This is a genomic window from Microcoleus sp. PH2017_34_RAT_O_A (genome assembly GCF_020737885.1).
Lineage (GTDB): Bacteria > Cyanobacteriota > Cyanobacteriia > Cyanobacteriales > Microcoleaceae > Microcoleus.
Genome location: NZ_JAEQDD010000042.1, coordinates 72,916 through 97,546 on the forward strand (window position 1 = coordinate 72,916; position 24,631 = coordinate 97,546).

The following is a 24,631-nucleotide window of genomic DNA, read 5'->3' on the forward strand; positions in this document are numbered from 1 at the left end:
CTTACCTGCCATATATTACCCGGTCAATTAACTAATACAAGGTTTCAGGCAATGATTAAACAAAAATATAAATATGCCGACCTTTCTCAACGTCCCCACACAGATACCGTGCTGGAAAAACTCCCTGTAGAAGTTAAGGAGTGGGCAGAAAGCTTGCCTTGGAACCAGCGACGCTACGTTTTGTCCCTCTCCTACATATTGTGTGCATCTACTCCCGATTTTCAAGCCAAATTTTTAGATGAGTACACAGCCGACGGCTTAGTCTCAAAAATGTTTGAAGATGTAGATACTCTACACCGAGTTAAAGAGTATTTAATCAGATTCCGAGTCAAAAAAGAATTAAACGAATCTGATTTAAGAAGCTACATCAAACAATTTTATATCCACTCATCTCAACAAGCGCTCCGGGAAACAGACCAATATTTAGAATCTGCACTGCGTTTCGTATTGAGTACAGAAGAACGGAATAATGTTTTTAACTACATTTTGGGTTTTGAATTTATTAAAATTGTGTTTCAAATGAGTTGGTTGCAACACGAAAGATTAGCCAGACTTCAAAAAAATCAGTCGCAGTTTATTGAAAGCTATATCAAGCCAATTCAACACGCACACAAAATTAATGCCATAATTGTACCGAAAGATGAGAGAATCTTTTTTGCTAGACGCGCTTATTACGTTCAACAGCCTAACATTTCTTACACAAAACTTATCGAGTTAGTCATGGCTACTTTTACTACAGAAATGGTGACTCACTGCGGATTTTCGATCAGCCGCCACTCTCAAGCTATGCGCTTTGACTGCGATTACATTTACGATCCCCAACCAGAAGAAGCAAGATTTCCTACTGACTTGCAATTTATGAATTGACTCTACGCAGTAAAGTGTATGCTCCGCGTAAACCCTAGGTTGCTTTTTCTCTTTACTTTTAGTTTCGCGTTGCGCCCAGGATAGTTTTTGGAGCATCGGACTTCTAGTTTGCAGTTTAAAACCGGTTGTTCAGCCTGACTTTCTCTAAAATGGGACGGCTTTATCAATTGGCCTTACGCTTGCGTTTGTTCAATTTCAAACCAGCTAACTATCACTCCCGCTAACGGAATAGCCAGAAATATTCCTAAAATTCCTGTCGCTCTCGCGCCTACTCACAGTGCAAAAAATACGACTACCGGATTGAGGTTAAGCGGATTTTGCTTGAGTCTCGGATGAATAAAGTTATCTTGAAATAGTTGACAGTTGATAGTTGACCTGTGACAGAAAGAAGAGGGAAGAAGGAACAGCGAAGAGGGAAGAATGCAGTGCTTTCTCACTTCTGTCTGTGGTAAGGGTGGGTTCTGTTTACGATAAGTACGATCGCGCCCCGAATGCCGCATCAAACACAAAGGCGATCGCACAAACAGCCTTTGACACCCGAAAACCGCCTCGGAAACTCTTGGCGGTGCCAGCATTTGCCGCTTTGGGTGCCGCAACTAACACACAAACGCTCAAACAAAGCTGGCGCCCAAATACCCGGTTTCAGTCCCAGCCTCCAAAAATTTCAACTCTGCCTTGTGGCAGATAGTACGAACAGCTCAATTTTTGGGATACTAGAAATTAGCACTCAACTTAGCTGAGGAACAAACGTGCTGCTATCAAAAGGCTTTGAAGTAGAAATGTATACCGGCACGCCCGAAGGTGAGGTTGTCGGTCTCTCCGATCGCATAGTCGCCGATCTAGAGGGATTTGTGCGGGAGCCTGATAGTCGCAATGTGGAGTACACGACGGCCCCGCTGTGCAGCTACGATCGCCTGCTGTGCGCCCTAGTCAAGCCGCGAGTCCGGCTGCGCGAGTATCTCAAACAGTTGGGCGACTATACCTTGCTCCCGGGAAGTACGCTATCTCTCGGTGGGAGCGATCGATTTTACCGATCGGATCCCAACAACCCCTATCACACCTACATCGAGCAAACCTACGGCACCAAAGTCGTCACTGCCAGCATTCACATCAACATCGGCATCTCCGAACCAGAAATGCTGATGCGCGCCATCCGCCTCGCCCGCGTCGAAGCACCGCTATACTTGGCATTGAGCGCTTCTTCCCCGTTCCTCGACGGCGAAGTCACGGGCTATCATTCTACCCGGTGGGGTTTGTTTCCCAAAACTCCCGCGATCGTCCCCCTGTTTGAAAGTCACAAGCATTACATCCAGTGGACTGAAGAACAGCTAGAACTCGGCAGTATGCAAAACGTCCGCCATTTGTGGTCTGCTGTGCGGCCAAATGGCGATCGTCGCCCCTACTGTCTCAACCGCCTCGAACTGAGAATTTGCGATCTTGAAGTCAATCCTCTGGCTTTGTTGGCCATCACTGCCTTGCTAGAAGCTCGTATTTGGCAGATGATGGAAGACCCCGGCTTAGACCCCTTAGCACTCAGTACCTTACCGGCCGCCACCCGCAATCAAGACTTAGTTGCCCTCACCGACGCCAACGAAATTGCTGCATCCCGGCAAAGTTTGGATGCCGAACTCACTCACTGGCAAGACGGCAGAAAGATTTTGGCGCGAGATTGGATTGAGGAAATTTACCAGGAAGTCTGGCCGATCGCCAAAAAACGTGGCTTTAGTTGCTTTCTCTCGCCGCTCAAAAAGATTCTCCGGGAAGGCAACACCGCCCAACAGTGGTTGAAACTGTATGAGGGCGGTTTGGATGCGCGCACGATTATTCTGCAAGGGATTGATGGCATGGCTCACCAGGAATGGGAGCTGGAAGACAATTTGTGCGGCCAGTTAGTCGCTTGAACAGTAGCAGTGCAAAACAAATCAGAATATTTAATCAATGGCAGCCGGCACCTGTTATAAATAAAAGCTATGAATAGTATCTACCTTTGGGTAGATTTCTAAATGTGCCAATAGCTGTATTTTTTGCTTTGATAGCAACTGCCAAGACGTGTTTAATCGCTGAAACCATTGCTATCCTTGGGGCGATGGGGGCTGTCAACTGTCCCAGGTCAACTGTCAACTGTCAACTGTTTAAAGCTTCATGCCCCAACTTGTCTTGATTCACCCGCAAATTCCCCCGAATACTGGCAATATCGCCCGCACTTGCGCTGCCACAGGCACGACATTACATTTAGTCGGCCCGCTGGGGTTTGAAATTAGCGATCGCTACCTGAAAAGGGCCGGCTTAGATTATTGGCCCTATGTCAATCTCCACTGTCACGAAGACTTAGCTGCTTTTGAGATATTTCAGCAGGAGCGAGGAGGGCGAACGATCGGATTCAGCACTGGTGGACGATGCAGTTATACCCAATTCCAATTTCAGCCCAGCGACTGGTTGATGTTTGGCTCAGAAACTGTCGGCATTCCTAAATTGGTCTTGGATGCCTGCGATGCCACAGTTTTTATTCCCATGAGCCAGCCTGGAGTCAGGAGTTTGAATCTCTCTGTCAGCGCCGCTGTAGGTTTATTTGAGGCTAAACGACAGTTGGGCGAACTCGGATAAATCGCGATCGACAGATACATACATATATAGATATTTAATAGCTGTCGGGTACAACCAACTTTCGCTTTAAATATAAGAAATTTGTATCAAAGCGGTGAAAATCTAGATAGCGGAGATTAATATATTTTATTCATCCAAAAACAGATTGTTATCAGTAATACCAAATTAGTCGCTGCGAGGATGTAGCCACAAAAACAGAGGATTTCAGCGATTTAAGGCGCCAGGGATCGCCTGATTGTGCCTGAAGGCTATTGATATCTAGTGAATATACGGTTGTAGGTTGTCCGGAAATTAGCATAGAGTCGGACAATAGGTGAGAGTCTTAGCCTGTGCGGGAACGGATATTTTATGTATTCGTTCCAACTATTGCGGTGTAAGGCTTGTGGGGTGTAATTGCAGCGGGTTTGACCGAGAATTTAAAAAATTATTACGGTTCGAGCTTGTCTAAATTAAAAAAGCAAGGTAATCTTGCCTAAGCACGATCGCTTTCAACAATCAGAATATTTTTGGTTGTTGATTTAAATTCAGCGTCATGCAATCCCTTGAGTGTTTCCAAGGACAGTTAGCGCTTCTCAGTAGGAGGTCGTTTTTTTGAAACGAACATATCCCCAAAAAAATAAGCCTGTTCAGGCTAGTGAAATCGACAGAGACGGTTCTGCGGAACCGTCCAAGCAGACAACGCTCAGCACAGGCTCCTTTCGCTCTCTCGCCACGATCGGGCTGGCAATATCGGTAGGTGCTTCTGGCATCCTGCTGCCGAGAAACGGAGACAGCGCTCGCGCGTCTGAACTCACACCGACAGCAGAATCGACCGTTGAATTAAAGCCTGTATCGACCAACGGGCCCGCTACCACCGGACAAGTTGACGGCTCCTCAGCCGAACAGGCAGGGGTTAAGGTTCAGCAGGGACAAACCCTTTGGGATCTGTCTCGGGACTATGAAATTGAACCGAAGGCACTAGCAACTGCCAACGGCATCAAACCCGATACCGCACTCCAAGTCGGCCAAGAACTCAGAATTCCGGAGGCTCTAGAAGCCTCGCCACAAGAGAACCCTGGCAATACTGCCACAGTCAATCCAGAACAAAAATTAAATCTAACTGGCTCCGAGTCGTTGGATAGTGCAGCCCAGTACGGTCAGTCAACGGAAGCGCCAGATATGGCGACGACTGTACCGACGCAAAGCTCGATCGACAGCCCGAACGCAGACGGGGCGATCGACAGTTTGAAAAAACAGGAAAACCGCACTACAGCATCAGGTCGGCCCCTGTTGGACTCTGAGGTGGGACCAAATTCATCTACACCTGCTGTACCGACGCTGGCATCCCCGGAATATGCCACCTCGCCAGCAATTCCTGACCTCAGGGCCACACCTGTAATTCCCAATGCCTCGGTGGGTCAAGCAGCATCGCCCGATCGATCGTTGGAGTTCATTGAACAGTCTCTCGCAACACCTAGTTTGCCCTCCGCTGTGGTAGTGTCCCCAGCAGGCAGTAGCGCAGGGCCAGCCCAGGGGCTCTACAACGTGCGCCCGGGAGATACGTTAGATGCGATCGCCTCTAATTACCGGGTATCGCCCAAAGAGCTGATCGCCATCAACAAGCTGGGCAATCCCAACTTGCTGAATGTCAATCAACGGCTGAAAATTCCCAACGTTCGGTCAAATAATCCAGCGGTGCAGGCGGCAGCATCTGATTCTGCCTCTAACTCTACATCTGTCTGGTCGGCGACTTCGGTTCCCGCATCTTTGAACCCCAGTTCGTCTACCTCGGAAATAACCAGTGCTGGCGTTGCAGCACCCGCCCCAAAAGTGGCCGTTGTCTCTCCCTTGGCGAACTTGGAAGGTCTGAACAATATTTCAGCGCCGATGGTTCCCAAAATTAACAGCATTCCGCTAACTCAAGTTTCTCAAACCATTAGCGACAACAGAAAGCTGGAACTTCAAGGCGAACCAACATTTACAGGTGCCGTTGACACCAGCGCCCTGCCCCAGCCAGCAAGTGCAACTGCTACCAACCTCGCTGCTGCATACCCGCAGCCTTTCGGTTTGCAAAATGTTAGCGCCCAGGGTTTAAATCCCGCTCCCACGAACGCTGTAATTGAGTCGAATGCGGAGGATCTACCCACCGCTACCGCTCTCAACCCTTATTCCGAACGCTTGAGAGCAGAAGTTGTCAGACTGCGAGAGGAATATCGCGCCGAGCGCAATTCGATCGGGGCAAATGCGGTTTCCCTGGCTCCAACTGAGGGCCCAGAAGCGAAACTCGCCTCCAACCCGTCTGAAGAACTCCCAAGCGTCAATCCCGACCTCTACACCCCCGAATACGCTGGAGCGGTGCAGAATGAAATCGGCAGACCGCCGTCGAGAGGGTGGTCCCAGGAAGTTCAGAAACAGCAGCAAGAGCGTTTCGATCCCGCTCGTGCAGCCGAACTGCAACCGATCAACCTAACGCCTACCTCTACTCAAGAACGGCCGGTGGTAGCAACTGCTCCTTTGGGTTCCGAGGGTTATGACCCCCTGAGCAACCCGTCTTTGGGACGCATGGTTTCTCCAGAACTGCCTCCACTTTCGGGCGCTGATACTTATCTGCCTAACGGCGGCGGCAAACAGCAGTCGGCTAACGGATTGATTTGGCCGGCTAAGGGCGTTCTCACTTCTGGCTACGGCTGGCGCTGGGGACGGATGCACAAGGGAATTGATATTGCAGGGCCGATCGGCACGCCAATTGTGGCCGCCGACAGCGGGGTGGTTACCTATGCAGAGTGGAATGACGGAGGGTACGGCTATCTGGTGGAAATTACCCATCCAGACGGATCAGAAACGATCTACGCCCACAACAACCGAATTTTGGTTAAAAAGGGTCAGCAGGTCGATCGCGGCGAACAGATTGCAGAAATGGGCAGCACCGGCTTCAGTACCGGGCCGCACTTGCACTTTGAAATCCATCCCGCCGGACAGGGTGCTGTCAATCCAATGGCTTTTCTGCCTAACGATACGTCCAGTGCTTCTCGATAACGACTGGTCTCAAGTTATGGGTTTTGAATCATTACCAAAACTCATAACTTAGATCGGAAGGTATTAGAAATTCGGTTGTTGGGAATACAGACATACTTCCACCTACCGTGCTACGATGGTAAATCGTGAAGTAAGTTTGGCTCAGTGGCGCAGTGGTTAGCGCAGGGGACTCATAAGCCCAAGGTCGCAGGTTCAAATCCCGCCTGAGCCATAATTTAATGGAAAAAATCACGCTCTCTATTTTGAGAGCGTGATTTTTTAGACTTGCCGAGAACATACTTGTAGTCGTTATGAGTATGATATATTTGTAACAGTTCGTAAAAAAGGAAACAAAATCTATGACAAGTGAATGCCTCCGGGTTGGTCAAGCTGCACCCGATTTCGCAGCAACAGCCGTAGTGGATCAGGAATTCAAGACAGTTAAACTGTCAGACTATAAAGGCAAAAAGTATGTAGTCCTGTTCTTCTACCCCTTGGACTTCACCTTTGTGTGCCCCACAGAGATTACAGCATTTAGCGATCGCCATGAGGACTTCAAAAAAATCGATACCGAAATCCTCGGCGTCTCCGTTGACAGCGAATTCTCTCACCTTGCTTGGATACAATCAGACCGCAAATCCGGCGGCGTCGGCGACCTCAACTATCCTTTAGTTGCTGACCTCAAAAAAACCATCAGTTCCGACTACAACGTCCTCGACCCAGAAGCAGGTATTGCCCTCAGAGGTCTGTTCATCATCGACAAAGAAGGCATCATCCAACACTCTACTATCAACAACCTTGCCTTCGGCCGCAACGTAGACGAAACTCTCCGCACTCTGCAAGCTATCCAACACGTTCAGTCTCACCCCGATGAAGTTTGTCCCGCTGGCTGGCAGCCCGGTGACAAAACCATGACACCCGATCCAGTTAAGTCGAAAGTATTCTTTGCTGCTGTCTAACTCGATCGTTTTGAGTTGTAGGGCGGCGCCTGTGAGTGCCCGCCCTCGAAACTTTCGGTGCAATGCCCAATCCCTCCGCTTCGCTTCGCCCATTGCCCAATGCTCAATTCCCCATTCCCAAATTAGCAAATATGCTGACTTCTACTGATTTTAGCGGCTTGTTAAATCAGCGGTTTTTCCAAAATTTATTGCCTGTTCCCGCGACTAATGTTCTGAAGCTGGGACAGAGGACACCAGATTTTGAATTGCCGGATATTAATAATGGCAAATTAGTGCGGCTGTCGAATTATCGGGGCGATAAGCCGGTAGTTCTGGCTTTTACGCGGATTTTTACTGAAAAGCAATATTGCCCTTTCTGTTTTCCTCACATTAAAGCTTTGAATGAAAAGTGGGAACAGTTTGCCGATCGCAATATAGAATTATTGATGGTAACCAGCACCGACGACAGGCAAAGCCAAATAGTTGTCAGAGATTTAGGCTTGAAAATGCCTCTGCTGTCCGATCCAAGCGTAAGAGTGTTTCGGGCCTATAAAACCGGTCAGGCTTTGGGTGCTCCTTTGCCGGCTCAGTTTGTTTTGGATGCAGAGGGCAAACTCCTATTTAAACATTTGTTTTCGTTCATAGACCACAATGCTAGTGTGGAAACTTTGCTGAAATCTATCAATAAGTAAGAACACGGCAATTCTGGCTCCAATGCTGTCTCCTAATTTGGAGTTTTTAACCGCAGATACACGCAGATGTACGCGGTTATTTTTGGGTTTTGCGATCGATACTTATTGTGCCAATTTTCAGGGCGGAATACTCGGATGTTCGATCGGCAGAAATCTAGGCTATAGCTGGAATGTAGCTAGTAGCAGTTTAAGCCGATGTCGTCTCCTAAAGGTCGATCGAGCAAAATAGAATTCAGCGTCTTAGCGTCGCATCCTGAGTTGTTGACAGGTTTAGATGCGTGGCTGCGGCTGGGTTTGATTTCGCCCGCTGAGGTTGAGCAGTTGTGCCGACAGTATTTAGTCTGCCCGATACCCGAGCCCGCTGTAGCCCTTTCTGAAATTGACGATCGCCAGAGTTCTCCTATTTCCGAACCCAAAGTACCTGCTCTAGCAACACAAAAAGCATTACCCAGAACCACAAAAAACGTTGTCGAGCGCGCAGAAACTCCTCAAACCCCAACTTTTGCCTCTCAAATTTTGCAGTCCCTCATCGCCGAAATTAGCGTCGTGTGGCTGTTGTTTTTAGGAGTGTTCATGGTAGTTGTCTCCTCAGGAGTCTTGGCTGCCAGTCAGTGGGAAAAATTTCCGGCTGCCGGACAATATGGAGTTTTGTTAGCTTATACTTTAACTTTTTGGGCGATCGGCAGTTGGGCAAAAAAACAGCCTAATTTACACTTGACTGCTCAAACTTTGCAAGAAGTTACCCTGTTGCTAGTGCCGATAAATTTTTGGGCGATGGACACCTTTGGATTGTGGAAATATCCTTGGGATTGGGCAGTTGCCATCGTCGCCGCATTTATTTTGACTTGGATAACGCGCAGAATTATTAAAGATCAGTATCAAAGTTTGTGGGGGAAAAATGTAACTACCTCGATCGCCCTAAATCACTTGGGATTGAGTTATTTGCACTGGGGTTGGGGATTTCCAGGCTTTGCCCTAGCTGCGGTTTACTTGGGTACGGTGGGAACTACTGCTGCTACAGTTTATCAAGTTCAGCAACAACGGGTACAATCTATCACACGCGGGGGAAACACTGAAACTTCCGCCGCTGCTTTCAGTTCCAGCAGAGATTTTCTGACTTACAGAAAAGCCGCTTTAGTAGCTTATTCTTTGGGAATTTTACTGGGTCGGGCGATATTTGTCAAGGATGTCAACATCCATGAAATGGGTTTAGCTTTGGGAATTTGTGGCGTACTGTTAGCGTGGCTAGATTGGCCGCAATCCCTTGCATCTGGAACTACTAGAAACAATATATCTAACGAGCCAAATCCCGGCAACTTTTTTAACTGGCAATTAGCCGGAGGGGGTTTGTTGGGTTTGGGGTGGCTGGTTTGTTTTCGCGAAATTCCTCTACAGGCGATCGCCATTAGCGCCTTGGCTGTTTGGTTTTTTTATAACCGCTTAGTGCGGTTTTGGCAAAAGTTGGATTTGCTAATGCTTTTCGCCGTGGGACTTCAAAGCATTTGGCTGGTTTGGCGAGTGGTTCCTTTAGGAATTAAAACACAATTTGTTGCATTTTTAACTCAGCTTACCAACTCTGGGCAAACTCCTTGGGCTTTTTGGGGCGTTTTGCTGTTGCCTTATTTAATTTTAACCGTAAGTGCGGCGCAGTGGCTCTACCGATCGCGAAAGTTTCCACTTGCCCATTTTGGCGAAAATCTTGCTCTCGGTTTGGGCAGTGTTTTAACTATTATTAGTGTAGTCAATCCGTTTTGGCGATCGATCAATTTATCCATCTCTACTTTAACCCTAGGTTGGATCGCCTGGAAATACTTAATTCCCGATAACTCCCCGCGAGTTTTGATGCCCGTTTCTGCTGTTGATACCAAGGGAAATCCGGCATTTTGGGTTTCGCTGACTCACATTACTGGTTTGTGCGGCTTCACTTCGGCAATTGACTTGTTTTTGCCAAACCAGAGAGACTATGTTTGGGCAGGAATGTTATTGATATTGATGGTGGCTGAATGGGGATTTTTTGTCTGGATGAAATCTGCAAATACCAGAGAAAGTTCTGCATTCTTTCGCTGGCATCCTGCGTTATTCCAAAGTTCCTGGTATCTGGGATTGGTGTTGGCAGGATTGAGCTTTATCTTGCTGTACAGTAATATGCACTCTCAGTGGGGTTTGATGTGGCTGGCGACTCCTTTGGCTTTGACTGCTGTTGCTAAATATAGTGAAACTTCGCACAAACAACTTGCAAGTACCTTGAGTTCGATCGCGCTAATAATCGCACAATTTCTGATTTTTGACTTTCCGGTATACAGGTTAATGGGTTTGGGTTTGGCTGCGCTGTTGATGTTCGTCAATACTTACTATTTAATTGAACAACCAGCGGCTGCAATACAAGTCGGATTTGGCTTGAGTTTCGTAGCTGCGGTAATTTATCAATTAGGATTTTTGTCTGGTTGGGCTTGGGGAATTGCTGGGGCGATCGCACTTTTGTGTCTCTGGTTGCTTCGCAGCACGATAGTTCGTTATTTTAGCACGTTGCCTGAACCTTCGACCTTGGCTGAAATTTACGATCGAGCTTTGGATGGTTGGGCAATCTTAGTCACCAGCTTGCTGTTGACAAACATCACTCTTTATTCCTTTCAACTCTACGATTCACGCAGTACCTTGAGTTTACCAGCCTCTACTCAAGTGTTGGCTGCTACTTTGGTAACTGTGGCTGCAATTGTTTTCCGAAGTTTGGGCCAACTTTCCCCGCTGGCAATTTATGCCTTGGCTTGGAGTTTGGAGTTGCTGACAGCAGTCGGTTTGAGCTTTATTGGACGCAATATGATTAATTTGGCAGTCGCGAATATTGCCTTGGGCTTATCTACGCAATTGTTGGGCGATTGGTGGCGGCGCCGCAACCCCGATTATCGCCAAATTTTACCCAGCATTCACGTGATACCTCTACTTTACGGGGTATTGGGCTTGATTTTGCGATCGGACACCTTTACCAATAGTACAGGTTTAATCTCGTTAGGTGCGTCTTTAATTGCGATCGGCATTGGTAGGCGGCAGCAAGAATTTAAACCTTTGGTTTATTTAGGATTAATTGGCGTATCAGCATCCGCCTACGAATCCCTACTATATCAACTTTCCCAAACACGAGGAGGATCTTTTGGCGACGGCTTAATTGTGCTAGCAACTCTCGGCACAACTTTAACCTATATCTATCGCATTTTATCTCCTTGGTTGAGCAGCTATTTACATTTAACCAATGCCGAATTAAAAATATTTGCTCACCTGCACTGGGTTTTAAGCAGTATACTCCTGATTTCAGCTTCTGGCAACTATATTAAATCCGGGCTAAATTTAGGATTAGTCACTGGTACCCTCTTAGTGCAATACGCTTTCTTGCAAGGGCGAAATCATCTCGATCGCCAATGGGCAGAAATTTGGATTTACTTAGGCTGGCTAGAAGCCTTTGGCATCCGGCTTTACTGGATCAATACACCTTTAGTCAAGTACATTTCCGGGCCACTGGGGCCGTGGAAAGTTGCCTTTGCTTCTCTATTTGCCTATTTCATTTACATCTTACCTTGGGATAACTGGGGTTGGTCAAAAAATCCCTGGAAGATAATCGCTTCTCTGATTCCAATCATCACTATTGTGGAATCTCCCGCTAAGTTTTATCCGATTAGCTTTCTGATAGCTGCCGCCTTCTATGTTTTCCTAGCTTGGGAAAAGCGCGAAGTCCGTTTTACCTACGTGAGTGTGGCGATAGTTGACTGGGTATTACTGCGCTGGTTTGGACAAATCGGATTGACTCAACCCGAATGGTATTTTACTCCTTTAGGGCTTTCTTTCCTTTATGTTGCTCAGTGCGATCGCGCTTTGCAACTACCAGCCCAAAAAACCCTGCGCCACAATCTGCGAATGCTAGCCACGGCGATGATTTGCGGGATACCTCTTTTGACTCAACACAACCACGGTTTAGTTGCAGGATTTTTTAGCTTGGTGGCGATTGCTGCGGGTTTGGGGCTGCGAGTGCGGGCGTTTTTGTTTGTGGGAACAGGAATTTTCTTAATCAATGTTTTCTATCAGTTGGTGGTGCTGATTTTTGACTATCCGCTGATTAAATGGGCGATCGGCTTGGCTTTCGGGATTGTGTTTATCTGGATTGCTGCTACTTTTGAGACGCGGCGCGATCGCATTTCAGCTTTTGTCCAGCATTGGGTTGTACAATTGCAATCGTGGGATTGAGTCTTCCCTTAATCAACTCCTCTGACGCGGGGATATCTGCGTTTACCAAAACTATATTTTTTTGCGATAAAATGTAAAAAAAACGCCCTTTTTTTTGGGTCAAAGGCTTGACATTGCCGATTCAAAAAGGTATCATATTATAATGGAAGTGGTGGCAATTTTTAAGTTTGAGTTACCACTCCCATTATCTAAAATATAGCGCAAAAATCAACCAAAATCAATAAGTAAAAATACCTTTTTTTGCGCCGCGATTTGAGATTGTGAAAGCAGCAAAGGCGATGCAACAGAAAAAGGGCAACTAAAAGGAGCGCCAAATAAGTGATGACAACTCAGTTAATCAAGCGCCTGTTCACAGTAAAAGAATATCATCAGATGATTGAATCTGGCATCTTGACAAAAGATGATCGAGTTGAATTGATTCGAGGAGAAATTGTTCAAATGGCCGCCGTCGGTAGAAGGCACACATCCCATGTCAAGCGCCTGACAGAGTTATTCTATATCCGCTTATTATCAAGAGTAACCATTGGAGTCCAAGATCCGGTAGAATTGGACGATCGCTCTGAACCTGAACCGGATATTTCCTTACTGCGGCGGCGCGATGATTTTTATGAATTGGGACATCCTCAGTCGGAGGATATTTTACTAATTGTGGAAGTAGCGGATACAACCGCTGAAACTGACAGAAATATCAAAATTCCTCTTTATGCTGAAGCGGGTATTGCAGAAGTTTGGCTGGTAGATATTAACGAGCAATGTGTCGTAGTTTATCGCGAACCTTCTCCATCGGGATACCAAAATATTCAAAGATTCCAGCGGGGTAAGATTTTATCTATTCTAGCTTTTCCAGATATAGAAATTGCTGTAGTTGATGTGTTGGGATAAAAAGCTGGACTCATACTATTTTTTTTGTGGCGCGACTTGAGAGTCTAAATGAACAAGAATCAGCAAACAATTATAGGCAAAGGTGGGCAGAAACCCACCGTAAAGCAGAGCTATTAATTGTTTAATCTAACTCTGGATCGCCAGCTCTATCGAACGCAATCTCAAAGATTCCCGATCGCACAAACCGACGTAAAGCCCTTAAATGGTCATCTGCATCTTGGCGATTGCAGAAACGCGCCACAATGTGGTTTCGAGCATCAGGCAAAACCCGCACAATCACCCAAGGTTTAGCATAATCCTGTCTGAAGAGATCGGACGTTTTCGTAACTTGCAGATTATCTTCCGGCTGTACAGTAAATTGCCGATTTGGAGAATATTCGGCAATTATCTTTGCACCTGCTTTTCGGAGAATGTCGAGGTAGCTGCTAATCAGACTCCCTGTGAGGTTCGCCGTCAACTGTTCGATGAGATGGCCCGCTAAACTTTTGACCTCTTTTTCCTGCAACAGCACCCGCTGCGCGTCGAAATCCGCGTCAGAGTAGCTGCGGATGCAGGATAGCAGTTGCGAAATGCCGAAGTCGTCTAAGGCCTGCTGATAGCCGCGGGAAAATTCGCTCCCGTCGCTGGAAGGTTCTATCATGGTTTTAGGTCTCCTGAATTTGGGAAGCCACAGGCCAGCGACGAACTTTCCTAGGGGACGCGCTGGCTTTTGACTGTTCCGAGTATAGCACGCAATAGTCACACATATGTAGTGGATACGTGACAGTTAGACATAAAGACCTAAATGCAGCACACTTAAGATCGGCTTAAACAAAACTAAATCTCCGATGACCAAACGCTTGACAACTTATTTAGCTGAAGGAATCTATGACATTCTTGAAGATTGGGCCGATCGAGAACGCCGTTCAATCAGCAGCTTAGCAGCATTCCTTTTAGAAAAAGCTGCGAGAGAAGAACAGGAAAAAATCCAAAAACAGCCACCACCCCCATCTGATGAAAAGCAGGGGCGACAGTAAAATTGCTATGAAATCACCAACGATATACTGATACTCAGCTTAAACAAAAACTTAGTCTCTGATGACCAAACGCTTATCAACATATTTAGCAGACGGAATTTACACTCGCCTTGAGGAATGGGCGAAACAAGAAGGTCGATCGACTAGCAATTTGGCAGCATTCCTTTTGGAGAAAGCTCTTGTAGACCATGAGGAGAAACTGCTAAAACAGCAGTCTTTGTCTGATGAAAAGCAGGGGCGACAGTAAAGTTGATGCGAAATAGCCCGCAATAGACTACGATCGGCTTAAACAAAACTAAATCTCCGATCACTAAACGTTTAACCACCTATTTAGCTGAAGGAATCTATGATATCTTTTTTATACGGCCAGCACAAATAGAAAAATGACCCTTACTTTTGATCGAGCTAATTATAGCAATTTGTTGGCAGAAGTCGCTCCACGGGCGATCGAAACCGAGGCAGAATACGATCGCCTCCTAGCAGTCGCAGAGGGGCTGACGTTCGCCAAAAACCGCACTCTCGAAGAAAAAGCTTTACACAAGTTATTGGTAACGCTAATTGAAGTTTACGAGGATCAAAACTATGCGATCGACAAATCCGAACCTCACGAGATTTTGCAACACATCATGGAAGCCAGCGGCACCCGTCAAGCTGACTTAGTGGGCATCATTGGATCGAGTGGCGTAGTGTCTGAGGTTGTCAATGGTAAACGAGCAATTAGCAAAGCACAAGCTAAGGCACTCGGCGATTATTTTAAAGTGTCACCTAGTTTGTTCATCTAATTAGGATTAATGCCAAAAAATGCGATTTAGTTCGTAGTGCGGACTGAAGTCCGCAGCTTTTTGCGGACTTCAGTCCGCACTACAAACTGCTTTTGCACCTTACAAACTGGCATTTTTTAATTAAAAACCCGGTTCCTGCAAGAAACCGGGTTTTTAATCAGACGTTATTTATCTGCGTGTCATCGCACTTAATGACTCAATGCGAATTCCGGCAATCTGGGTTCAGATTCGCCACCGGGCAATACCTTAACCTGACCGTTTTCATCCACATCTACGATCGCACTTTGGCCGTCTTTCAGCTTCCCAGACAGCATTTCCTCAGCCAGTACATCTTCCAACAACCGCATGATGGCGCGGCGCAATGGTCGAGCACCGTAGCTGGGATTGTAGCCTTCTTTAACTAACAAATCCTTGAACTTGTCTGTCACCGACAAAGTGATACCCTGTTCGGTTAAGCGACTGAAAATTTCCTGCAACAAGATGTCAGCAATCTGCTTGATTTCTGCCTTGTTCAACTGGCGGAAGACGATAATTTCATCCAAGCGGTTGATAAATTCGGGACGGAAGAACTGTTTCAATTCTTCGTTTACCAAGCTGCGAACCCGGTTGTACTGACCGTCTGCGGCACTTTCGGCAAACTCGAAACCCAAACCGCCGCCGCCTTTTTCAATGACTCGGGAACCGATGTTTGATGTCATGATCAGCAGCGTATTCTTGAAGTCTACCGTGCGACCTTTAGCATCGGTCAAACGGCCGTCTTCCAAGATTTGCAGCATCATGTTGAAGACATCCGGGTGAGCTTTTTCGATTTCGTCGAACAAGACTACTGTGTAAGGACGGCGCCGGACTGCTTCTGTTAGTTGGCCGCCTTCGTCGTAGCCAACGTAACCGGGAGGGGAACCGATGAGTTTAGAAACGGTGTGGCGTTCCATAAACTCGGACATATCTAACCGAATCATCGCGTCTTCGGAACCGAAGAAATATGTTGCTAAGGCTTTTGTCAGTTCGGTTTTGCCGACGCCTGTGGGGCCGGAAAAGATGAAGCTGGCGATCGGGCGATTGGGATTTTTCAAGCCAACCCGCGCGCGGCGGATCGCCCGAGAAACTGCGCTGACAGCTTCTTCTTGACCGATCAAACGTTGGTGCAGCGTGTCTTCCATGTGCAGCAGCAATTCCGATTCCGATTCTGTCAACTTGCTAACAGGTACTCCCGTCCAATTTGCCACGATGTGGGCGATGTCTTCTTCGGTGACGATGGGAGAGATTCTGACTTGGCTTTTGTTGATTGTAGCTTCGGCGATTTCAGCTTCGATTTCTAATTCGCGATCGCGCAATTTGCCTGCTTTGTCGAAGTCTTGTTCGCGCACAGCAGCATCTTTTTCTTTACTGACGGCCGGAAGTTGTTTTTTGAGTTCTTTAACTTCGGGCGGGGTTTGCGAGTTCAGCACGTGCACGCGGGAACCTGCTTCGTCAATTAAGTCGATCGCCTTGTCTGGCAAAAATCGATCGTTAATGTACCTGTCTGACAGTGTAGCCGCTGCTTCTAAAGCTGCATCGGAAATTGTCAGTCGGTGGTGCTGTTCGTAGGCCGATCGCAAACCGTACAATATTTCTATTGTTTCAGCCACACTCGGTTCGCCGACTTTAATCGGTTGGAAACGGCGTTCTAGGGCTGCATCGCGCTCGATGTGCTTGCGGTATTCATCCAAGGTAGTCGCGCCGACACACTGCAATTCACCTCGGGCGAGGGCTGGTTTGAGCATATTGGAAGCATCCATGCTACCTTGAATCGCGCCTGCACCAACTAAGGTATGAATCTCATCGATTACCAGAATGATATTGCCGGCAGCGCGAATTTCTGCCATGATTTTCGTCAGCCGTTCCTCAAATTCGCCTCGGAATTTTGTACCAGCAATCAGCGAACCCATATCGAGGCTGATTACTTGTTTGTCTTCTAAAATTTCCGGGACGTTTCTGTTAACAATCCGCTGGGCGAGGCCTTCGGCGAGGGCTGTTTTGCCGACTCCGGGTTCGCCTACTAACACTGGATTGTTCTTCGTGCGGCGCCCCAACACTTGGATCACGCGCTCGATTTCATTTTCGCGGCCCACGACTGGATCGAGTTTGCCGGCGGCTGCTAACTTAGTTAAGTTAGTGCCAAATTCTTCTAAAGTTGGGATTTTGCGATCGCCACCGCTATCTCCTCGGCCTCCGGGTACTGCCGCTACTTCTCCCACAGCACGAATTACCTGCGTGCGAACTCTCTGGCGATCGATTCCCAGGTTTTGCAGCACCTTCGCCGCCACACCTTCATCGTCTTGAATCAACCCAAGCAGAATGTGCTCGGTGCCGATGTAATTGTGGCCTAACTGCCGCGCTTCATTCAGCGCCGTCTCAAAAATGCGCTTGACGCGGGGTGTAAACGGAATTTCTGGCGGGAGAAACCCGGAACCTCTACCGATGATATTTTCGATTTCATTGCGCGCCTCTTTCAAGTTGAGGCCCATATCCAGTAATACTTTTGCAGCGATGCCAGTGCCTTCGCCGACAAGTCCCAGAAGAATTTGCTCGGTGCCTACAAAATTGTGACCGAGGCGCCGTGCTTCCTCTTGAGCTAGCATTATTGCTTTAATGGCTTGTTCTGTAAAGCGTTCAAACATATTTTTTCCTTCCTACTGTCTTGGCGAGGGCTGTATCGCTGCTGGTGAGGAGCGATTTGAAATACTACACAAATTATATATGTAAATTTTTGTGTATTTCCTTCTTTAACAATGTATCGCTAGTAATTAGGGGCGGACAGTGGGGAGAGCCGAATAGCAGGGGTGTGGTTGCCGTCTCGGAGTACGCTGTACAATACGAGCTACAAGTGGCAATGCAAATTAAGGCTAATAATGTTGGATCTCACTTTACTTGGCGGCTGCCACTGTGTCAAGCATTTTCTCAAAGAAAGCAAGCGAAAGTGCCTCGGGGGGCGATCGGGGAATGCTTTTGTTTCAAATCACGTGCTTTGAGCCAAAGTATTGCACCCTAAAGCAATTTTATTTTAACAGGTCAAGGGACTGCTGCGGGCGTGCGATCGCCTGCGACCAAATCGACAGCGTTTTTTAATTGCTATTAGTCGCCTGCTTGCCCAATAAATTAAGAGGGCTTGAGACTCAGCATTTTTTGCGGTGATTTTGCCTTTTAACTTATAATATTTTCCTCATTTTACCGGAAATAATTGGTTGAAAGCCGGAACCCTTTGAGACAGAAATTAAAATCAGACTATTCATTACTCCCATCCTCGGACTTAAGGATAGAGTTCGCTCTCGAACTGTCAACTGTCAACTGTCAACTGTCAACTGTCAACTGTCAACTGTCAACTGTCAACTGTCAACTGTCAACTGTCAACTGTCAACTGTCAACTGTCATCAACTGTTTAAAGCCATTGTGCAAGCAACTGTTCAATAACTTTCACAAAGCCGATCGCAATTTGAATCAACGGCCAACCCACCAGACAAATTAACGCCGCCCAGCGAGTTTGAATATCCAAACCTTGGCGAACCGCCACAATTACAGCCAGCAAACTCCACACAGCTAATATCCGCTCTATGCCTTCTCCCAGCAACGGAATCAACGTTAAGAAATTTAGCACTTGGGGGGCGTAGGCAAATCCGATCGGCACCAGCAACTCCCCATAAGTTACGTGACCCGGTTTCAGCCAGTCCCCAATTTTCGAGATAGTGAAACTCCAAAAAAAATAACCACCCACGACTGCCAAACCATCTATCCAAAGTGCTAAAAATAACACAGATAGCTCAGTTCGATTGATTAACAAAATAACGGCATTTCCCAAGACCCGAGACACCGCTGCTAAAATTACAATTGTTAAAGCTATCCGCTTAGTTCTGCCAGTGTAGGGAGTTTTTTCATAAAAATTGCCGTTCAAAGAAAGTGCGTTCCAAAGCGTTGCCCGCAAACCTGTAATTGAATCTTCTCCCTTCACCTTTAATCCCTGCTCCTCTAGATAGTTGACAAGTTGGATAAAATAAGCTCTAATACAGCAGACTCACCGAACTATTTCTACGTAATTAGGTAATTAACAGGCATTCTACCAGATTTTATTAAATGCTAAGATTGATTTTGCAGATACTTGCGTGGCTGCGCGGGGGAAGTTTAAATTTGTTGACCATCGCAGGTGTAATCCTGATAATTTGGGGCATTCTTTCGCCGATCGGAACTGTGATCTGGTGGCTGGGTCAAAGTGCCGAAACCTTGGGTATCAAGAAAAGTCCGCCGGGGATATTGCCCTCAAACAACGGCAATCTAGAAGCGCGTAAGTCTTCGCCGATCAATTGTTATATCATCTTTTTACCGGGAGTTGGCGATTTTTCGGGGAACGAATTAACGCCGGGAGAAGAGTTTTTTCTCAAGCGTTTAGTTAAAAGTCACCCGCAGTGCGTAGCAGTGGGGGATATTTTTCCTTATTCAGCTTCTAACAAAAGTTTAGGAGGACAGCGGTTGCTAGCTCCTTTTTGGCGGTTTGCAGAACACGCAAAAAGCGGGCCAATTGCGGGCGATATATTTATCAAAATTCGCAATCTCTGGAGGTTTGCAATTTCTCTAGATTATCGCTACGGTTTTGCATACAATCAGGGAATTGCTAATGTAATTATCGATCGCATGAATGCTCAATCTCCCATTTCAGCTAATCCTCAAAAACCTTTGCAAGTTATTTTAATTGGCACTAGCGGTGGCGCACAAGTTGCTTTAGGTGCTACTCGTTATCTTAAGGAATGGCTGAATGCAGAAGTTACTGTTGTTTCGGTTGGGGGCGTGTTTTCGGGAGAAAATGGTTTTGCAGAAGCCGATCGCATTTTTCATTTTCGCGGCACTCGCGATGCAATTGAGGATATTGGCGGCATCGTTTTTCCGACTCGCTGGTACTGGTACGCGACTTCACCTTTCAATCAAGCGCGTTCGCAAGGCCGCTATGCAGAAGCTTTCAGCGGCCCTCACAAGCACGACGGCGATGATGGATATTTTGGAGAAAATGTGGCGGGGAACGGTAAAAAATATGTAGATATCACGCTGGAAAAGATTAATCAATTGCCTGTTTGGTCTGAGGGTGCGGCCAAAAGAGAGGACTGAAGTCCTCACTACGGACCTAATTATAGGTTCGTAGTGAGGACTTTAGTCCTTCTTAATTCCTAAAGATTAGACTTGAATTGTAAAAATAATTAGGACGGGCTAGAAGCCCATCCCACAAAAAAATGTGGGATGGGCTTCTAGCCCGTCCTAAATTTTGATTAAAAAGACTTTTGCAATCTTGTCTATTAATCAAGAGAGGACTAAAGTCCTTACTACGAACCAATTTTATGATAGTCGATCGACCGCACATCATCTCAATCGATAACATATACCTTTTTCAAATTGCACCAACTCAAAAGCCGGGTCAAGATTTACAGTTGTTTCTCCTCCCCCTAGGAATAAGTAGCCCTTGGGGCGCAACACCCGCCGCACTCTCGCTAAAATCGATTGCTTTGTCTGAACATCAAAATATATTAAGACGTTTCGCAGAAAAATAATGTCCATTTGAGGCATCGATCCAAAGGGTTCTGTCAAGTTAATCTGGCGAAATTCGATCGCCTTGCGGAGGTGTTCTTTAATCTGCCATTCCTTGCCACACTGCTGGAAGTATTTGTGTAACAATGCTGTTGGTAAACCGCGCACTACTTCGTGCTGCGCGTAGCATCCAGAATTTGCTCGCTTCAGCATGGCTGTAGAAATGTCGCTACCAAGTATCTGTACTTGATTTCTCGCTAACTGCGGAAAGTATTCGCGCAGCAGCATCGCAATACTGTAGGGTTCTTGGCCGCTGGAACAAGCAGCACACCAAATATTCAAAGTGCGATCGCCCTGGATCTGTTTTAACAATTCGGGAAATACTGATGTTTTTAATATCTCGAAGGGGTTGATATCTCGGAAAAAAAATGTCTCGTTGGTCATCATTGCTTCGACTGTCGATTCGTGAAGTTGGTTAAAACGCTGTTGTTTGATTTGTTTTAACTCTGCAACTAACCCGCTGATGGAGTTTGCTCCGGCTTCTTTAGCTACCATCCCTAAACGCGATTCAACGAGGTACATCTTTTCTTCGGATAGGAATACACCTGTGCGATCGTATACAAGTTTTCGGATATAATCAAAATCTGCAATACTTATCGGCATGGTAATTGAAGGAAGAGTTGACAGTTGACAGTTGACAGTTGACAGTTGACACTTGACAGAAGGAAGAGGGAAAAACAGTTAGGGAGCATCTCAGTTTTGCAAAAAGCATTTTTTTTATTATAGTGCGAGCGTCCCCGCTCGCGAGTTGTAGAATACGCGAGCGGGGACAGCACTATAAATGCCAAACTGAGATGCTCCCAACAGTTATTCGTGCATCCCTGACTAATGACTACTGTTAGTGATAACTTAAGCTCGCACTAATGACTAAGGTTCGCGAGCAGAGACTAATGACGAATCACGTTTCCGAGCTTAAGTTCTCGCAAAACATGACTAATGACTGATGACTAATGACTGATAACGTCCGCGAGCGGGGACGCTCGCGCTACTGACTACTGACTGCTAAAATCTACAACTTTATCAACATCTAAAAATAGCAGTAACTGCCCTTGTAGCTTGTACGCTCCTCGAATTAGCGGGCGTATTTTGCTAGTAAAAGTATCTGGAGGAGTTTCAAAATCAGCTTGAGATACTTCTAGCACATCTCCAATATCGTCAACTAACCAACTGACTGTTTCATCGCCAGTTCTCACTATCACATTTAAAGGCAATTGTTCCACAGGCCGATCGCACAAATCCAACCGCCTCCGCAAATCAATCGCCGTGACAATTTGTCCCCTCAAGTTTATCAATCCACCGACTACTGCGGGCGCTAGCGGCACTCGCGTCATCTCCTGATAGCGGATGATTTCTTGAACTTTCTCAACCTCTATGCCAAAAAATAAGCGGTCAACGAAAAACGTACAAAGTAGAGTTTCTTCAGGCATTGTTTAATTATCCTTTAATAGCCAGAGCTGGTGCTTGCTAACATCTGCTCGACTCCGAATAAATTGTTGTTAATTACTGCATCAACATCGAGGATTTCAGTAACTTGACCCTGAATCACGGCACAATATGAAATTCCTGCTTGAGTAGCTGCACCTTTAATGTCGATCGCCTGTTCTACAATATCCAGGATGCGATCGACTACCAGACCGACTTGGTGTTCTGAGCCGATCGACACTACGACTAACGGCAGTTTATCATCTGCTGCGCGCGATCGCCCGTCCAGACCGTTGGGCCCCCAATCAGCCGACTCACTGCCGCTACCAAACACCGCCGTCAAATAAATCACCGGCATAATTTGGTTGCGGTACTGCACCACATTCTGCTTCCCGACTCGCTCCAAAAGATGGCGGGGAAACTCTTCTAAGCGACAAACTCGCGATAGGTGAATCGCCATCCGCCGACAGTCTGGGCCCTGAAATACTAGCAACTGTTGTGGAGGTTCTGAAGATTCCCGGCGACTGTTTTCATCAGCTAAAATCGCCTTTTCCTGAGCCTCCGTCATGTGGGTTTTCTGAGCAATCCCGTGCACGTCCAAAATCAAAGCAACTTTACCGTCGCCCATAATAGTTGCTCCGGCAAAACAAGCTAGAGATTTTAGTTGTTTTCCTAAAGGCTTAACCACAATTTCTTGCGTGTCGTTGATGGCATCTACCACCAACCCAAAAGGTTTGTCTGTCGCTTGCACTACTACAATATTTAAAGCCTCATCTGTGTCGAATTGCGATTTTTTGCCGTTTTCTACAATTCCTGTTTCTAACTGTAATTCCCGATTCAAATAAATCAGTGGCAGCAGTCGCCCCCGCAACCGATAGACTGGCGTTCCGTGAAACATTTCGATTTTTTTAATTTGTTCTCCTTCCAAACGCATCAGTTCTAGCAAATTGACTTGAGGAATTGCGTAGCGAGATCCTCCGGTAGTAATAATTAATGTCGGAATAATCGCCAGAGTTAAAGGAATTTTTAACTTAAAAGTTGTGCCTTTACCGACTTGACTTTGAACGTCTATCGTGCCGCTGATTTTTTCTATATGTGTCTGCACAACGTCCATCCCCACTCCCCTACCGGAGATATTGGTGATTTTTTCGGCGGTTGAGAAACTGGGCATGAAAATTAAATTTAGGGCTTCGCGATCGCTCATTTTAGCTGCGTCAACAGCAGAAAACATTCCTTTTTGCACTGCCTTACTTTTAATCCGCTCTGGATCGATTCCCCCGCCGTCATCGGAGATTTCTATGTTTACCTGACCGCTTTCGTGATAGGCTCGCAGTAGCAGTTTACCGAAGGCTGGCTTGCCTTTGGCGACTCGCACTTCTGATGTTTCAATGCCGTGATCGAGGCAGTTACGGACTAAGTGAGTTAGCGGATTGGCGATCGCCTCGATTAAGGTTTTGTCTAATTCTGTTTCTTCGCCTTCCATTTCTAACTGTACTTGTTTGCCCAAGCTGAATGCTGTGTCCCGCACTACCCGGGGGAATTTGTTCCAGATAGTGCGAATTGGCTGCATTCTGGTCTTCATTACTCCTTCTTGCAGTTCGGAAGTAACTAAGTTTAAGCGGCTGGATACTGATTTTAATGTATCGTCATTTTGGGTGTTTGCTGTTTGGGTATTGGCAAATTCTAAGATTTGGTTGCGGCACAAAACGAGTTCGCCTACTAAGTTCATTAGTTTGTCCAGCAAGCCGACATCTACTCGGATTGCAGTATCGGAAATTTTGAATTTGTCACCCTCGGTATCCGCAGCATTTACCTGTTGGCTGGTAGTATTCGTAGCAGAGGGAATTAGCAATTGCTCGATCGACAATAAAGCATCTGCATACAAATGCTCTCGTGTCAACTCTGATTCTTCTGGTTCCTCGATCGCAACTTCTGGAGTTACTGAGTTGGATTCGGCGATCGCACTCGACGACAATTCAGATGCAGTACCGCCGGATTCTTGGAGTTGCAAAAGTCGATCGAGCAATGCCGTGTGGGCGATGGGGCTTTCTTCTCCCGTCTTTTCCAGGGCTTCCATGTGCGATCGTACCGCGTCGATTGTCTCCAGCAAAGCGCTAGTAATATCGGGAGTCATCGTCAAAGTGCGATCGCGCAAGAGGCTGAGCAAATTTTCTCCTGCGTGCGCCACAGACTCAAGTTTTTCCACCCCCAAAAAACCGCTATTGCCTTTAATCGTGTGCAAACCGCGGTAAATCCGATTCATCACCTCTCTATCGGCATCATTTTTTTCTAAAGCTACTAAATCCTCCTCAATTTGGTTTAAGTATTCGTAGCCTTCAATCAGAAATTCCTTTACATCTTCATCAATTTCCATCGAGCCAGTTCCTTATTCATCGGTTTGACGCTGGATTAAAATAGGGTGCATCTGGTTTTGGCAAATATATCCGTAGGGGCGAAGCATGACCGTAGTCAATATGGGATTATAACTAATAACTTATATGCGGTCATGCTTCGCCCTCTTCAAAAACCAAATGCACTCTTAAAATAAATTATCGAATAGTTGAAAACTGTAGTGTGCCCCAGTCAGTGGATTTTAG

The 24,631-nt window shown here is 46.5% G+C and carries 21 protein-coding genes and 1 tRNA gene; 16 read left to right on the plus strand and 6 right to left on the minus strand.

The genetic code is table 11. The features are described from left to right. Window positions 1-51 precede the first annotated feature (51 nt). The 11 genes from JGK11_RS15835 to JGK11_RS15885 all read left to right on the plus strand — a co-directional run bounded on the left by JGK11_RS15835 (window position 52) and on the right by JGK11_RS15885 (window position 13,210). Window positions 52-867 carry a cobyrinic acid a,c-diamide synthase gene (locus JGK11_RS15835; protein WP_293176572.1) on the plus strand — a complete coding sequence of 272 codons (816 nt, stop codon included), beginning with the start codon at window positions 52-54 and terminating at the stop codon, window positions 865-867. A 370-nt stretch (window positions 868-1,237) separates the two neighbouring features. Then, complete coding sequence (locus JGK11_RS15840) at window positions 1,238-1,555, plus strand: hypothetical protein (RefSeq protein WP_293201131.1); 318 nt, start codon at window positions 1,238-1,240, stop codon at window positions 1,553-1,555. A gap of 61 nt (window positions 1,556-1,616) precedes the next feature. Beyond that, window positions 1,617-2,768 (plus strand): glutamate--cysteine ligase, encoded by a 1,152-nt coding sequence (gene gshA, locus JGK11_RS15845; RefSeq protein ID WP_293176576.1) that lies wholly within the window; start codon window positions 1,617-1,619, stop codon window positions 2,766-2,768. A gap of 241 nt (window positions 2,769-3,009) precedes the next feature. Further along, complete coding sequence (locus JGK11_RS15850; RefSeq protein ID WP_293145927.1) at window positions 3,010-3,471, plus strand: tRNA (cytidine(34)-2'-O)-methyltransferase; 462 nt, start codon at window positions 3,010-3,012, stop codon at window positions 3,469-3,471. A 591-nt stretch (window positions 3,472-4,062) separates the two neighbouring features. Next, the gene (locus JGK11_RS15855; RefSeq protein WP_293198191.1) at window positions 4,063-6,486 is read left to right on the plus strand and encodes a peptidoglycan DD-metalloendopeptidase family protein; all 2,424 of its coding nucleotides are present in this window, start codon (window positions 4,063-4,065) and stop codon (window positions 6,484-6,486) included. A 138-nt stretch (window positions 6,487-6,624) separates the two neighbouring features. Beyond that, window positions 6,625-6,697 (plus strand) — tRNA-Met (locus JGK11_RS15860). A 127-nt stretch (window positions 6,698-6,824) separates the two neighbouring features. After that, window positions 6,825-7,424, plus strand: coding sequence for a peroxiredoxin (locus JGK11_RS15865; protein WP_293176580.1), 600 nt, complete (start codon window positions 6,825-6,827; stop codon window positions 7,422-7,424). Between the two features lie 131 nt (window positions 7,425-7,555). Beyond that, window positions 7,556-8,095, plus strand: a complete 540-nt coding sequence (locus JGK11_RS15870; RefSeq protein ID WP_293176754.1) for a redoxin domain-containing protein — start codon at window positions 7,556-7,558, stop codon at window positions 8,093-8,095. A gap of 22 nt (window positions 8,096-8,117) precedes the next feature. Further along, window positions 8,118-8,324, plus strand: coding sequence for a hypothetical protein (locus tag JGK11_RS15875; protein ID WP_293176582.1), 207 nt, complete (start codon window positions 8,118-8,120; stop codon window positions 8,322-8,324). Continuing rightward, entirely contained in the window at window positions 8,291-12,328 is a 4,038-nt protein-coding gene (locus JGK11_RS15880) for a hypothetical protein (protein WP_293212257.1), read from the plus strand. Before JGK11_RS15875 ends, JGK11_RS15880 begins: the two co-directional genes overlap by 34 nt. A 321-nt stretch (window positions 12,329-12,649) precedes the next feature. Then, window positions 12,650-13,210, plus strand: a complete 561-nt coding sequence (locus tag JGK11_RS15885; protein ID WP_293205130.1) for a Uma2 family endonuclease — start codon at window positions 12,650-12,652, stop codon at window positions 13,208-13,210. Window positions 13,211-13,331: 121 nt separating this feature from the next. On the opposite strand, the gene JGK11_RS15890 is transcribed toward JGK11_RS15885, so the two are convergent. After that, on the minus strand, window positions 13,332-13,850 hold the full coding sequence (locus JGK11_RS15890) for a hypothetical protein (RefSeq protein WP_293189207.1): 519 nt from the start codon (window positions 13,848-13,850) through the stop codon (window positions 13,332-13,334). Window positions 13,851-14,037: 187 nt separating this feature from the next. Here JGK11_RS15890 and JGK11_RS15895 point away from each other — a divergent pair, with 187 nt between their 5' ends. The 3 genes from JGK11_RS15895 (at window position 14,038) to JGK11_RS15905 (ending at window position 15,008) form a co-directional block, all read left to right on the plus strand. Beyond that, window positions 14,038-14,226: a hypothetical protein gene (locus JGK11_RS15895; RefSeq protein WP_293189205.1), complete on the plus strand. Its 189-nt coding sequence runs from the start codon at window positions 14,038-14,040 to the stop codon at window positions 14,224-14,226. A gap of 61 nt (window positions 14,227-14,287) precedes the next feature. Next, on the plus strand, window positions 14,288-14,473 hold the full coding sequence (locus tag JGK11_RS15900) for a hypothetical protein (protein WP_293176592.1): 186 nt from the start codon (window positions 14,288-14,290) through the stop codon (window positions 14,471-14,473). A gap of 136 nt (window positions 14,474-14,609) precedes the next feature. Further along, entirely contained in the window at window positions 14,610-15,008 is a 399-nt protein-coding gene (locus tag JGK11_RS15905) for a transcriptional regulator (protein WP_293176596.1), read from the plus strand. A 188-nt stretch (window positions 15,009-15,196) separates the two neighbouring features. Here JGK11_RS15905 and JGK11_RS15910 read toward each other — a convergent pair whose 3' ends face one another. Further along, window positions 15,197-17,668, minus strand: coding sequence for an ATP-dependent Clp protease ATP-binding subunit (locus tag JGK11_RS15910; RefSeq protein WP_293197773.1), 2,472 nt, complete (start codon window positions 17,666-17,668; stop codon window positions 15,197-15,199). Window positions 17,669-17,724: 56 nt separating this feature from the next. Between JGK11_RS15910 and JGK11_RS15915 the strand changes: the two genes are divergently transcribed. Beyond that, window positions 17,725-18,039 carry a hypothetical protein gene (locus tag JGK11_RS15915; protein ID WP_293189201.1) on the plus strand — a complete coding sequence of 105 codons (315 nt, stop codon included), beginning with the start codon at window positions 17,725-17,727 and terminating at the stop codon, window positions 18,037-18,039. Between the two features lie 387 nt (window positions 18,040-18,426). Here JGK11_RS15915 and JGK11_RS15920 read toward each other — a convergent pair whose 3' ends face one another. Further along, entirely contained in the window at window positions 18,427-18,993 is a 567-nt protein-coding gene (locus JGK11_RS15920) for a hypothetical protein (protein WP_293176600.1), read from the minus strand. Between the two features lie 122 nt (window positions 18,994-19,115). Here JGK11_RS15920 and JGK11_RS15925 point away from each other — a divergent pair, with 122 nt between their 5' ends. Then, window positions 19,116-20,138 carry a hypothetical protein gene (locus tag JGK11_RS15925; RefSeq protein ID WP_293212258.1) on the plus strand — a complete coding sequence of 341 codons (1,023 nt, stop codon included), beginning with the start codon at window positions 19,116-19,118 and terminating at the stop codon, window positions 20,136-20,138. A 249-nt stretch (window positions 20,139-20,387) separates the two neighbouring features. Here JGK11_RS15925 and JGK11_RS15930 read toward each other — a convergent pair whose 3' ends face one another. From JGK11_RS15930 to JGK11_RS15940, 3 genes are all read right to left on the minus strand, one after another. Further along, entirely contained in the window at window positions 20,388-21,215 is an 828-nt protein-coding gene (locus tag JGK11_RS15930) for a protein-glutamate O-methyltransferase CheR (RefSeq protein WP_293205133.1), read from the minus strand. A 389-nt stretch (window positions 21,216-21,604) separates the two neighbouring features. Next, on the minus strand, window positions 21,605-22,039 hold the full coding sequence (locus JGK11_RS15935; RefSeq protein WP_293212259.1) for a chemotaxis protein CheW: 435 nt from the start codon (window positions 22,037-22,039) through the stop codon (window positions 21,605-21,607). 14 nt (window positions 22,040-22,053) lie between these two features. Then, window positions 22,054-24,408, minus strand: a complete 2,355-nt coding sequence (locus tag JGK11_RS15940; protein ID WP_293212260.1) for a chemotaxis protein CheW — start codon at window positions 24,406-24,408, stop codon at window positions 22,054-22,056. Window positions 24,409-24,631 lie beyond the last annotated feature (223 nt).